Origin of the sequence: Sorangium sp. So ce590 (assembly GCF_051521365.1) — a bacterium.
Taxonomy (GTDB): Bacteria; Myxococcota_A; Polyangia; order Polyangiales; family Polyangiaceae; genus Sorangium.
Genome location: NZ_CP150346.1, coordinates 7,343,294 through 7,356,271, shown reverse-complemented (window position 1 = coordinate 7,356,271; position 12,978 = coordinate 7,343,294). Strand labels below are relative to the sequence as shown.

Here is a 12,978-nt window from a genome sequence, read left to right as displayed (position 1 = left end):
GACGCCGCCACGAGCCGCTCGAGGCAGCGCCCCCGGCGCGGTCGAGGCGGCTACCTCGACGCGGCGGGGGAGGGGGGAGGGAAGGGGGAACGGAGAAGGAGAGGGGCCGGCGGCGCCGGCCCAGAGCGGCGGGTCAGCGGGAGCCGGCGGAGGCGGGGAGGCGGGCAGCGGCGGCGTCGGCAGGGCGGATCCAGCGGTACACGAGCTTCGCGATCTCGACGGCCGGCACGATGAGCGCCGAGAGGATGAGCAGGAGCATCCACTCGCTCGACGACATCTCGTACGTGCGGAAGACCGGGCGCAGCGCGGGCACGAGCAGCGCGACAAGGTGGATCACCGCGCTGGCCGCCACCGCCAGCAGGAGCGGCAGGCTGACGAGCGGCTTCGACGCGAAGATCGAGATCACCGGGCTCCGGCAGCTCCAGGCGTGGAAGAGCGGCGACAGCGCGAGCAGCGAGAAGGCGACGGCGCGCGTGCGGAGCAGCCCGTCCTCGGTCTGGTCCGACGTCGCGTAGAGCGCCACCGCCGCGAGCCCCATGAACGCGCCGACGTACAGGATCCCCAGGTAGTCGCGCTTGATGAGCAGGCCCTCGTCGCGCGGCCGCGGCGCCTCGCTCATGAGCTTCGGATCCGGCGGATCGATGCCGAGCGCGAGCGCCGGCAAGCCGTTCGTCACGAGGTTGATCCAGAGGATCATGAGCGGCGTCAGCGGAGGCCACTTGCCGAAGAACGAGACGACGAACACCGCCACGAGGAGGCCCATGTTCGACGAGAGGAGAAAGAAGATGAACTTCTGGATGTTGCGGTAGATGGCGCGCCCCTCGCGCACCGCCTCGACGATGGTCGCGAAGTTGTCGTCCGCCAGCACGAGATCCGCCGCCTGCCGCGCCACGTCGGTGCCGCCGCGCCCCATCGCCACGCCGATGTGCGCCTCGCGGAGCGCGGGCGCGTCGTTCACGCCGTCGCCCGTCATCGCCACGATGTGGCCGTGCGCCTTGAACGCCCGCACGAGCCGGAGCTTCTGCTCCGCCGTCGTCCGGGCGAAGACGCGCACGAGCATGATCCGCCGCGCGAGCTCCTCGTCGCTCATCGCCGCGAGCTCCGCGCCGCTGAGCGCCTCGTCGCCCTCGTCCCAGAGCCCGATCTCCTGGGCGATCGCCGTCGCGGTGAGCCGGTGGTCGCCGGTGATCATGACGGCGCGGATGCCGGCGCGACGGCACTCGGCCACCGCCTCCTTCACCCCCTGCCGCGGCGGGTCCATCATCCCGACCAGGCCGAGGAACGTGAGCTCGCGCTCGACGTCGTTCTCGTCGCGGCTGACCCGCACGCGACGGCAGATCGCGAGCACGCGCAGCGCGGACGCGCTCATGCGATCCGCCTCGGCGGTGATCGCGCTCCGGTCGCCCTCGGTCAGCGCCCGCACGCCCTTGTCGTCGGCGAACTTCACGCAGAGCGGCAGGAGCACGTCGACGCTCCCCTTCACGTGCGCGATGTCGCGGCCGCGCTCGTCGCGCGTGATCACCGTCATCCGCTTGCGATCGCTGTCGAAGGGCAGCTCGTGCACGAACGCGTGCGACGGCGCCACCGACTCGCGCGAGTGGCCGCCCTTCGCGGCCAGCGTGAGCAGCGCGCCCTCGGTCGGGTCGCCGACGATGTTCCAGCGGCCCGTCGCCTGGTCCTCGTTGAGCGACGCGTTGTTGCAGAGCGCGACCGTCGCGAACAGGTAGCCGAGGGGCGCCGAGGGGTCGACGACCTCCGCGCCGCCCTCGTCGCGCAGCGCGCCGACCGGGTTGTACCCCTCGCCGGCCACCGTGAAGCGGTGGCCGCCGGCGTACACGTTGCGGACGGTCATCTCGTTCTGGGTGAGCGTGCCCGTCTTGTCCGAGGCGATGATCGTCGCGGCGCCCAGCGTCTCGACCGCGGGCAGCTTGCGCACGATCGCCCCGCGCTTCGCCATGCGCTGCATCCCGAGCGCGAGCGTGATCGTCGTGATCGCGGGCAGCCCCTCGGGGATGGCGGCCACGGCGAGGCTCACGCCCTCGAGCAGGAGCTCGTGCCACGGCCGGCCGCCCCGGATGAAGCCCCAGCCGAGGAGCACCGCGGACAGCGCCAGGCACACCCGCAGGATCATCGAGCCGAAGCGATCGAGGCGCTCCTCGAGGGGCGTCTTCTGCTCGCCGACCGAGCGGATCATCTCGCCGATGCGGCCGAGCTCGGTGTGCACGCCGGTCGCGGTCACCACCGCGCGGCCCTTGCCGCGCACGATGCTCGTGCCCGTGAAGATCATCGTGACCCGGTCGCCGAGCGGCGCGTCGTGCGCGACCGGGGCGAGCGCGTCCTTGACCGCGGCCGCGCTCTCGCCCGTCAGCGCCGCCTCCTCGGTCGCGAGGCTGATCGTCTGCACGAGCCGCGCGTCGGCCGCGACCGAGTCGCCCGCCTCGATCTCGAGGATGTCGCCGGGCGCGACGTCCTCGGCCGCGATGATCACGGTCTTGCCGCCGCGGCGCACGCGCGCGTTCGGGGCGCTGAGCTTCTGGAGGGCCTCCAGGGCCGCCTCCGCGCGCCGCTCCTGGTAGTAACCGAGGAACGCGTTCAGGATCACGATGAGCAGGATGGCGATCGCGTCGCCGAACCTGTGGAGGAAGCTCTCGCTCTTGTCGGCCGTGAAGCCGACGACGACGGCGATCGTCGCCGCGGCGAGGAGCGTGAGGACGAGCGGGTTCGCGAACTGCTCGAGGAGCCGGAGGAGCGCGCTCTTCTTCTTCGTCTCCGGCAGGCGGTTCTTCCCGTGCTCCTCGAGGCGCTTCTGCGCCTCGGCCTCGGAGAGCCCGCCGGACGAGCTCACGCCGACGCGTTCGAGGAAGGCGCCGACCTCTTCGGCGTGTACGGGAATGGGAGCGGAGGGGGCGGCGTTCGACTCGGTCCGGCGGAGCGCCGTGGCGGCGTGGCTCATGGGCGGGCGTGCTCTAGCGCTTCATCCTGGCTTGTTCACGTTGTTCTTCGGCCTCGAGCTCCGCGATGGCCGCCGCGAGCTCGTCCTGCTCGGCCTGCTGGGGGCCGGCCGGCGCGCCGCCCGCCCCGGCCACGCGCACCTGCGGCGGCGTCGCGGCGGGCGGCGGCTCGGGCGGGAGCACGCCCATCTTCCGCTTGAGCGCGAGCAGCTCGTCGTCCGCGCCCGCCGTCGCCTCGAGCTGCCCGAACTTGTGCGCCAGCGTGTCGCCCGTGTACTGCTCGGCGATCTCCGTGGCGGCCTCCGCCTCGGCCTCGATCTGGTCGATCTTGGTCGACATCCGGTCGAACGTCTCGAAGGCGGAGGCGTTGTTGAGACCGCTCATGGTCTCCTGGATCGCCTTCTGCGCCTCGGCCCGCTTCTTCCGGGCGATGAGCACGTTCTTCTTGCGCTTCGCCTCCTCGATCTTGCCGTTGAGGAGGCGCAGCGCCGTCTTCAGCTGGTCGACCGCCTGCTTCTGCTTCTGCCACTGGTCCTTGTAGGTGGTGGCGAGCTGGTCGTGCTCCTTCTTGCGGTTCAGCGCCTCCTTGGCCAGCGCGTCGTCGCCCGCCTTGATCGCGAGCATCGCCCTGCGCTCCCACTCGGCGGCGTGGGCCGCCTCCTGCTCGGCCTGCTTCGCCAGCCGCTTCTCGTCGGCGATCGAGACGGCGACCTGCTTCTTCGCCTCGATCAGCTGGTTTGCCATGTCGATGACGACCTGGTTCAGCATCTTCTCGGGGTCCTCCGAGCGGCTGATGAGGTCGTTCAGGTTCGACTTGATGAGGGTCGCAAGGCGCGCGAAAATTCCCATAGATCAGCTCCAACTCACGGGTAGCGCAGGGTCGAACGTCGCGGCAGGTCAGCTCAGCGCGAGATCGTGCAGCACGGGGACATGGCGGGCGAGCGCGAGATCGATGTCGCTGAGGATCGCCTCGAGCTCGTTCATATCGAGGTTCTCGAGCTCCAGCGCCGCCGACAGGACGATGGTGCCCGCCTCGATCCCGTACGAAGCGTGCATCAGATCCGTCGCGTTGTACTCGAGCAGGCGGCGGAAGAGCCTGGTCTGGTGGGCGTCGTCGGGGGGGACGGAGCCGATCGAGACGCGGACCGCCACGATCGGCGGATCGATGCGGATCGCGATCGGCGGCGCGTCAGGGCCCCCCGAGACGAGGTAGGTACCGGCGTCGTTCTCGAACCGGCGATCGAGCTGCAGGAGGTAGGTTTCAACGTCCTCGGCGGTGCGCGGCATGGCGCGGCGAGCCTACAGAATCATGTCGCATCGGGCTAGTGCCGCGGCCCCTCGAGTTCCTCCCGGGATTCCGAGCCGCGGCCACGCTGCCCCGCCGCCACGCCGGATCGAGGGCGCGCCGCGCCGGCCGTTGTGTGGTCCACCGAACCAAGGCGAGCCGTCGCTCCGCGCGCGATGTGGTGCCGCTCCGTGATCGGTTCTGCTCGCTCCGGGAATCACAGGGTTTACCTGGGCGCTCGCTTTTTTCTCACCTGTTCTGGGTCCGCGGTGGTACGGTCCCGATCCAGGTTACGTGGCGATCCACCCGGGCGACCTTGTTGCTGGTTACCGTGTCACCCGCTTACTCGGGCGGGGCGGCATGGGCGAAGTCTGGGCGGCGACACGGGAATCGGACATGCAGCAGGTGGCCATCAAGGTCCTGCTGGCGCGCGCCGCGATGAAGCCCGACCTCGTGCGGCGCTTCGACCGCGAGGCGAAGATCGCCTCGGCCATCAAGAGCCCGTACGTCTGCCAGCTGCTCGACGTCGGAGAGGCGAACGACGGCGCGCACCTGCTCGTGTTCGAGCAGCTCGACGGCGAGTCGCTGGCGGATCGGCTGAAGCGCGAGCAGTACCTGCCGTTCAGCGAGGTCGGCCCGATCATCGACGACGTGATCCAGGGGCTCGTGGCGGCGCACGCCGCCGGGGTCATTCACCGCGATCTCAAGCCTGGAAACATCTACCTGGAGCACCTCGGCCTGCCCGATCGGCGCGAGCGCGCGAAGATCCTCGACTTCGGCATCTCCAAGCTCACGCGGCGTGAGAAGGAGGAGCCGACGCTCACGGCCTTCGACGCGACGCTGGGCTCGTTCGCGTACATGGCGCCGGAGCAGGTGCGGGGCGCCGCGCGGGCCGACGAGCGGGCTGACATCTACGCGGTCGGCGCGGTGGCCTTCCGGGCCCTGTCCGGGCGGCTGCCGTTCGAGGGCGCGACGGCCGCGGTGCTCGTCGCGATGAAGCTCGACCGCCCGGCGCCGTCGCTCGCCGAGGCGACCGGCGAGAAGTGGCCGGTGGGCATCGAGCGCTTCCTCGAGCGGGCGCTCGATCGCCGGCGCGAGGGGCGCTTCAGCACCGCGGCGGAGGCGCTCGCGAGCTGGCGCGCCATCCAGCCGGTGAACATTTCGCGCGCGATGCGCCGCTCGCAGCGGAGCCGGTACCCGTCGGAGCTGCCCGATGCGTTTCTGGAAGACAACCCCACGGTCGTCGACGGCCCCCCGACGATGACCGAGAACGGCGGCTTCGCCGACGTCGGCCAGACCTCGCCGCCGCCGCCGCCGCCGCCGCCGCCGAGCAGGGCGGGGATCGCGGCGCCCCCGCCGCTGCCGAGCCGGGCCGGAGGTGCGGTGCCGCCGGCGCCGCCGAGCAGGACGGGGGTCGCGGCACCGCCCGCGCCGCCGAGCAGGACGGGGGTCGCGGCCCCGCCCGCGCCGCCGAGCAGGACGGGGCTCGCAGCACCCCCGGCGCCGCCGAGCAGGACGGGGGTCGCAGCACCCCCGGCGCCGCCGAGCAGGACGGGGGTCGCAGCACCGCCGGCGCCGCCGAGCAGGACGGGGGTCGCAGCACCGCCGGCGCCGCCGAGCAGGACGGGGGTCGCGGCACCGCCCGCGCCGCCGAGCAGGACGGGGGTCGCAGCACCCCCGGCGCCGCCGAGCCGGGCCGGAGGCGCGGTGCCCCCGGCGCCGCCGAGCAGGAGGGGGGGCGCAGAGATTCCCCGGCCGGAGGGCCCACCTTCGCGCCGCAAGACAGAGAGGAACTGAGTTGCTCGACGCCACGGTAGGCACGAAGAACAGGGTCGAGGTGCGCGGCGGGCGTATCCGTCCGACGAAGTCGTCGGCCGCTCGCGGCGGCGGGTGGCTGGAGATCGGCACCGATCCCGTCATCGTGGGCCGCAACGCGGCCTGCCAGCTGGTCGTCGACGACGCCAAGGTGAGCGCTGTGCACGCCGAGTTCGTCGCCACCGAGCAGGGCGTCCGCGTGCGCGACCTCGACAGCAGGAACGGGACGTTCGTCGGCGGCGTGCGGGTCGGCGACATCTACCTGCTCACGAGCACGAAGCTCCGGCTCGGCGAGACCGAGATCCAGTTCGAGCCGCTGCGACCCGAGCGCATCACGGTCTCGGCGATCCCGTCGTTCGGCCCGCTCGTGGCCAGCAGCCCCGGGATGCGCGCCATCTTCGAGCGCCTCTCCAAGATGGCGCCGACCGACCTCACGGTGCTCATCACGGGCGAGACCGGGACGGGCAAGGAGCTCGTCGCCCAGGCGCTGCACCTGGCGAGCGCCCGCTCGAAGAAGCCGTTCGTCGTCGTGGACTGCGGCTCGATCCCGCCGACCTTGGCCGAGGCGACGCTGTTCGGCCACGAGCGCGGCGCGTTCACCGGCGCGGTCGACAAGCGCCTCTCGCCGTTCCTCGAGGCGGACGGCGGCACGATCTTCCTCGACGAGCTCGGAGAGCTGCCGCTCGAGGTGCAGCCGAAGCTCCTCCGCGCGCTCGCCGAGCGCCGCATCAAGAGCGTCGGCGGGTCGAGCTACCGCGAGGTCGACGTGCGGGTGCTCGCGGCGACGCGCCGCGACCTCGTGCGCGCCGTCAACGGCGGCAACTTCCGGAGCGACCTCTACTTCCGCGTCGCGCAGATCAAGATCGAGCTGCCGGCGCTCCGGCAGCGCGTGGAGGACATCCCGGTGCTCGTCCGCCGGATGCTGAAGGATCTCGGCGACGAGAGCGCCTACGAGCGCATCGCGAACAGCACGCTCGAGCGGCTGATGCGCCACGACTGGCCGGGCAACGTGCGCGAGCTCAGGAACGCGGTCGCCGTCGCGTTCGCGCTCGCGGGCGAGGGCGAGGAGATCGACGTCGCGGCGCACCTCGGCGCGCTCACCGAGACGCCGGTGCACGGCAACTCGTCGCCGTCGATCCACCCGGCCGGCGGCGGCTCGTTCAACAGCTCGTTCGCTTCGCTCAAGGGCCGCCAGTTCCAGGAAGCGAAGCGCGACGTCCTCGCGCGGTTCGAGCGCGACTATTTCGCCGCCCTGTCCGAGGACGCGAAGGGCAACGTGAGCGAGATGGCGCGGCGCGCGGGCATGGAGCGGGCGCACGTCCGGGCCTACCTCCGCCGCCACGGCATCGGCGCGAAGCAGGAGCAGGACTGAGCGGCCGGCGCCGCGGCTCACCCCAGCGTCACACCGCCGCGGCCTCGTCGTCCTTGCCGGACGCAGGGACGCCTCGCGCTCCAGCGCCGCCAGCACGAAGTTCTTCGCCTTGCCGGCGCGCGCCGCGCGGGAGGTACGGCGCGGCCCGGCGCCGTGATAAACACGATCGGCCATGCAGATCGAGCTCATCGCCACGGCAAGCGAAGATTCCGCCTACCTGCCCCGGGTGGGGCTCGGCACCCTCGCGGCGCTCACGCCCCCCGAGGACGAGGTCATCTACACCGATGACGTCGTGCAGCCCTTCGACCTCCAGCGCGACGTCAAGGACGTCGATCTCGTCGGCATCAGCGTCGACAGCAAGACCGCCCGCAGGAGCTACGATATCGCCGCCGCTTACCGGAGGCGCGGCGTCAAGGTGGTGCTCGGGGGCATCCACCCCACGGCCTGTCCTGACGAGGCCATGCAGCACGCGGACGCCGTCGTGGTCGGCGAGGCGGAGGACGCGTGGCCCGTCCTGCTCGCGGACGCGAAGCGCGGCGAGCTCAAACCCATCTACCGCCCCGAGCTGCCGAGCCTGGCCGGCAGGCCCCCGCCGCGGCGCGACCTGTTCACCTCCAAGAAGTACATCCCGTTCCAGGTCGTGCAGACGATGCGCGGCTGCCCGTACCCGTGCGAGTTCTGCAGCGTGTCGACGGCGAACGGCACCACGATGCGGTTCCGCCCGACCGACGAGGTGCTGAGCGAGCTCGGTACGCTCGGCAAGCTCATCATGTTCGCGGACGACAACGTGATGATCCACCGGGCCTACTCGAAGGAGCTGTTCACCCGGATGGCGCCGATGAAGAAGCACTGGATTGGCCAGTGCTCGCTCGCCGCGGTCAAGCGCCTCGAGAACGTGAAGCTCATGGCCGAGAGCGGGTGCAAGGCGCTCTTCATCGGCTTCGAGAGCATCGACGAGGAGACGGTCAAGTTCACCGGCAAGCGGCAGAACCGGCCCTCGCAGTACAAGGAAACGATGGCGATGCTCCACGAGCACGGCATCTCGGTCTGGGGGAGCTTCGTCTTCGGGTTCGATACGGACGATCCCGAGGTGTTCGAGCGCACCGTGGAGTTCGGCATCGACATGAAGCTGACGATGGCGCTGTATGCCATCCTCACCCCGTATCCGGCGACGCAGCTGTACCGCCGCCTGAAGGCGGAGGGCCGCCTCACGGACGAGCGCTGGTGGCTGCGCCGCGACCACGACGCCGGCTCACCCTATTTCGTGCCCAAGCAGATGTCCCGGGAGCGGCTCCGGGAGGGCTGGGTGTCGGCATGGACGAAATTCTACTCGCCGTCCTCGATCTGGCGCAGGTTCACCCTGACGCGGCAGTCGAGCTGGATTCAGCTGGCCGGCTTCTTTCCGCTGAACTTCATGCAGCACTCGCTGGCGCACCGGAAGATCGCGGGGGGAGAGCAGCGCTTCCGGTCCGGCGTGCACATCGAGGACACCGCCGCTCCGCCCGCGACGCAGCCGCAGCAGGAGCCGCAGCAGCCCCAGCCGACGAGGGCCAAGGGCAGCAGGCAGCTGCCGATCCTCGGGTAGAGTGCCCCTTCGTCAGCGGGCGCGCGTCCGTCCTGATGGCGCCGTCCTGCAAGCTGCAACGCAATGCAACAGGACTCTCCTGGCCCGTGGTGACGCGCTGTTCCAGCGCGCCGCTCCTCGGCGCGACAGGACGCCACGTGTCGGCGGCCAGGCCTGCGGCTCGCCGAACGCCCCGGCTCGCCTGACATGTAGCCAATCGACGGCGCTCGGATCGACGGCGGCGCGCGATGCGAGGGCCTCGTTTCCCTGCTGCGCTACAGTGCAGCTGTCGCTTGCTGATTTTGCTACGCTCGTGTGAGCTGTGGAATGCCGGGGGTGGCGGGCGGGGGGTTAACCCGCTGGGTCACCGCATTGCCCTCGAATGGAGGTTTCATGGGTCGACTTCGTTTCTCCTCCTCGCTCCTCATCATCGCGGGCGCTGCGGTGTCGAGCGCCGGCATCGCGGTCGGCTGTAGCGCGACGGGCAATCCCGGCGGGCGCGACTCGAGCGGAGGTGACGACACAGGGGGTGCCGGCGGCCTGGGCGGGGTGGACGAGGCGGACGGGGCGGGCGGGCTGCTCAACGTCGATGGAGGGCAGGTGCCCCCCGACGTCGTGACGGTGAACCCGTGCGGGAGCGCGTGCGGCGCGCAGGAGCTGTGCGCCGGCGCGAACCTCGGCCTGGATGACGACTGCGACGGTGAGATCGACGAGGACTGCCACTGCCTCCCCGGCCAGGCGCACTCCTGCTTCCGCGGGGACCCGTCGTTCCGGAACGCCGAGGGCTGCTTCCCCGGCTCCCAGCTCTGCGGCGAGACCGGCACGTGGGGGCCGTGCCTCGGCGGCGTGCACGCCGACGAGGGCTGCTATGCGAACAGCGACGCCGCGTGTCACCCGATCCAGGCGTCGCCCTTCGCCGATGTCAACCTCAAGCCGGGCACCGGCACCTTCAGCGCGGATGCGGTCGCGGGCTCCGAGGTGTGGACGGTCGAATGCCCCGAGGGCATCGACCCGTGCCCCGGCGTGGACGGGTCGGATCCAGCGGACGATTTCAAGCCGCTGCAATCGGGCGAGTACACCGTCACCTACACGAAGCGTGTCGCGAGCGGCGAGACGCAGAGCTGCCAGTATCCGCTCTTCGTCAGCGCGGGCGGCCTGCGCGTCGAGCTCGAGTGGGAGCACGACGTCGGCGGCGTCGATCTCGACCTGCACCTCCACAGGCCGAACAGCACGCAGCCCTGGGCGACCTCGGGCTCGTCGGAGGACTGCGGCTGGAACAACTGCACAATCGAGCACTTCGTGAAGCGCTCGGGAGTCAGCTGGTTCACCAACAGCGCGACGCCGCCGGATCCGGTGAACTGGTTCCTCGACCCGTTGGAGAGCAACAACAGCTGCTTCTACGCCCCCCAGGGCGTGGGGGACGCGTGGCGCGCGCACAGGCTCGGCTGCCACAGCCCGCGGCTCGACCTCGACAACAGGGGGGAGTGCGATCCCACCGTGGACAGCCCCGATGACCCCGGCTTCTGCGCCCCCGAGAACATCAACATCGATTTTCCGCCGAAGGACCAGTGGATGCGGATCGGCGTACATTACTATCGCGCAAGCGCGTCGCCCGGCGATATCCACCCGCGGATCAAGATCTTCTGCAACGGCGCCCTCGGAGCCGATCTCGGGCCCACCGGGTTCTACGGCCCCGAGCGGCCCGTCACCTTCGCGCCCGCGGGCGCGAGAGACACGTTCTGGCTCGTGGCCGACGTGCTCTTCCCCAAGTCGGACGAGTGCGGTCAGGCGAACTGCATCGTCCAGCCGATCTACCGGAATACCGGCAGCAAGACGCCGCTGCTCACCACCGAGGAAGACGTCGAGACGAGCTTCGGTCCAGCCTACCCGAAGCTGCCCTGAGCCGCGGGCGCGACGGGCGCCCCCGCATCCGGACCACCGCAGCCTCCGCCGCTCGAGCGGGCGCTGCCGCGATCGAGCGAGCGCTTCCGCTGCGTCTCCGGCGCTGCGGCTGGCGGCGCGCGGGCCGGCGGGCTCGAGCGCTCGGAACGGAGCGCTGGCGCGCCTGACGGCAGGCAATAACCCTGTAATGATTGACTGGATAGTGATTTGCGTGACTCGGCGCCTCCGGAGAGCGCGCTTCTCCGGCTCCCGGCTGCTCGTTATCTCCGACGCCGGCCGGAGAACCATGCTAGGGAGCCGGTGAGTCCTGCACGTCACCTGTCGAGCCCGCACACCGGTTCCGGCTCTCACCGGAAGAGGATCGAGGCTTCGTGGTCTGCCATCCCTGGGCGCGCATTCTCGCGTGTCGCCGGGCTGCAGCGTCGCCGCTTTGCCAACGGTGTTCTTCGCTGTGGTGCTGAGCGGACGCAGGCCCGCTGCGATCCCGCGCCGAAGTCCCCGAGTGGAGGTATCATGTCTCGTCTTCGTGTCCTCTCCGTGTTCCCGGTCGTCCTCGCAGCCGCCGCGTCGGGCGCCGGCATCGCGGCCGGCTGCAGCGCCGAGGGCGAGCGGTTCGCATTGGACAGGACGACGGGGGGCAGCGCGAACGCCGGCGGGGCGGGCGGCGCCGGCGGGGCGGGCGCCGCCGGGGACGGGGCGGGCGGCCCGACGGGCGCGTCGGAGGGCTTCGGCGGTCTGATCAACATCGATGGGGGGTCGACCCAGGAGACGCCCCACGTGGAGGTCAACCCGTGCGGGAGCGCCTGCGGCCCGACGGAGCTTTGCGGCGTGGATGAGCTCGGCGTGGACCATGACGGGCTCGACGACGACTGCGACGGTGAAATCGACGAGACGTGCCCGTGCATCCCCGGCCAGGCGCACTCCTGCTTTCGCGGCGACCCATCGTTCCGGCACAGCCCGGGGTGCTTCCCCGGGACCCAGCTCTGCGCTGAGACGGGCTCGTGGGGTTCGTGCGTTGGCGGCGTGCACGCGGACGAGAGCTGCCACATGAACGATGGCACGGGCTGCCACCCGATGCAGACGGCTCCGCTGGCGAAGGTCGACCTGAAGGAGGGCACCGGGTCGTTCAGCGAGGATGCGCTCGCGGGCTCCGAGGTCTGGACGGTGGCCTGTCCACCGGGCGTGGACCCGTGCCCCTCGGTGGGCGGGACGGATCCGGCGGACGACTTCAAGCCGCTGCAGTCGGGCGAGTACACGGTCACGTACACGAAGCGCGTGGCGGGCGGCGAGACCGCGACCTGCGCCTACCCGCTGTTCGTCGGCGCCCGCGGCCTCCGCGTCGAGCTCGAGTGGGAGCACGATCGGGCCAGCGTCGATCTGGACCTCTACCTCCACAAGCCGAACAACACGCAGCCCTGGACGATCGGCGGCTCGAGCGTCGCGTGCGGTTACGGGAACTGCACGCTCGACGGCTTCCTGGGCGGCTCGTCCATCCGCTGGTTCGACGACGGGGCGACGCCGCCCGAGCCGGTGAACTGGTATCTGGATCTGGAGGAGGCCAACAACACGTGCTTCTACGCGCCCCGCGGCGTGGGGGACGCGTGGCGCGCCAACGGCCAGGGGTGCCACAACCCGCGGCTCGACCTCGACAACATCTCCTGCGTTCATCGCATCACCGACCCTGACAATCCGAATTTTTGCGCGCCGGAGAACATCAACGTCGACTTCCCGCCCAAGGACGGCTGGATGCGGATCGCCGTGCATTACTTCGGCGGCACCGCGTCGACGGACGTGCACCCGCGGGTCAAGATCTTCTGCAACGGCGAGCTCGGGGCCGACCTCGGGCCGACCGGCTTCTACGACCCGGAGCAGCCCGTCTCGTTCCTCCCGGAGGACTCGGGCGACAGGTTCTGGCTCGTGGCGGACGTGCTCTTCCCCAAGCCCGATCCGGGGCAGTGCGGCGGCAGCAACACCTGCATCGTCAGGCCGATCTACCAGGACGAGGCGATGAAGACGCCGTTCCTCTCGGATAGCCGGACCATGGTCAGGGAATTCGGTCCGGCTTACCCCAGCCTGTCCGGGCCCTGAC

The 12,978-nt window shown here is 70.9% G+C and carries 8 protein-coding genes; 5 read left to right on the top strand and 3 right to left on the bottom strand.

Translation table 11 applies throughout. The features are described from left to right. Nucleotides 1-133: 133 nt before the first annotated feature. From WMF28_RS27355 to WMF28_RS27345, 3 genes are read right to left on the bottom strand one after another with little or no spacing between them, the layout of a single operon-like run. The gene (locus tag WMF28_RS27355; protein ID WP_437596266.1) at nt 134-2,953 is read right to left on the bottom strand and encodes a cation-translocating P-type ATPase; all 2,820 of its coding nucleotides are present in this window, start codon (nt 2,951-2,953) and stop codon (nt 134-136) included. A gap of 13 nt (nt 2,954-2,966) precedes the next feature. After that, entirely contained in the window at nt 2,967-3,800 is an 834-nt protein-coding gene (locus WMF28_RS27350) for a PspA/IM30 family protein (RefSeq protein ID WP_437596265.1), read from the bottom strand. Nucleotides 3,801-3,848: 48 nt separating this feature from the next. Further along, entirely contained in the window at nt 3,849-4,238 is a 390-nt protein-coding gene (locus WMF28_RS27345; RefSeq protein WP_437477700.1) for a CesT family type III secretion system chaperone, read from the bottom strand. 292 nt (nt 4,239-4,530) lie between these two features. On the opposite strand from WMF28_RS27345, the gene WMF28_RS27340 reads away from it, so the two are divergent. From WMF28_RS27340 to WMF28_RS27320, 5 genes are all read left to right on the top strand, one after another. Beyond that, entirely contained in the window at nt 4,531-6,033 is a 1,503-nt protein-coding gene (locus tag WMF28_RS27340; RefSeq protein ID WP_437596264.1) for a protein kinase domain-containing protein, read from the top strand. A gap of 1 nt (nt 6,034) precedes the next feature. Next, nucleotides 6,035-7,423: a sigma 54-interacting transcriptional regulator gene (locus tag WMF28_RS27335; protein ID WP_437596263.1), complete on the top strand. Its 1,389-nt coding sequence runs from the start codon at nt 6,035-6,037 to the stop codon at nt 7,421-7,423. Between the two features lie 172 nt (nt 7,424-7,595). Continuing rightward, nucleotides 7,596-9,008: a B12-binding domain-containing radical SAM protein gene (locus tag WMF28_RS27330; RefSeq protein ID WP_437596262.1), complete on the top strand. Its 1,413-nt coding sequence runs from the start codon at nt 7,596-7,598 to the stop codon at nt 9,006-9,008. Between the two features lie 372 nt (nt 9,009-9,380). Next, nucleotides 9,381-10,889, top strand: a complete 1,509-nt coding sequence (locus tag WMF28_RS27325; RefSeq protein ID WP_437596261.1) for a hypothetical protein — start codon at nt 9,381-9,383, stop codon at nt 10,887-10,889. Nucleotides 10,890-11,402: 513 nt separating this feature from the next. Then, the gene (locus WMF28_RS27320) at nt 11,403-12,977 is read left to right on the top strand and encodes a hypothetical protein (RefSeq protein WP_437596260.1); all 1,575 of its coding nucleotides are present in this window, start codon (nt 11,403-11,405) and stop codon (nt 12,975-12,977) included. Nucleotide 12,978: the final 1 nt, after the last annotated feature.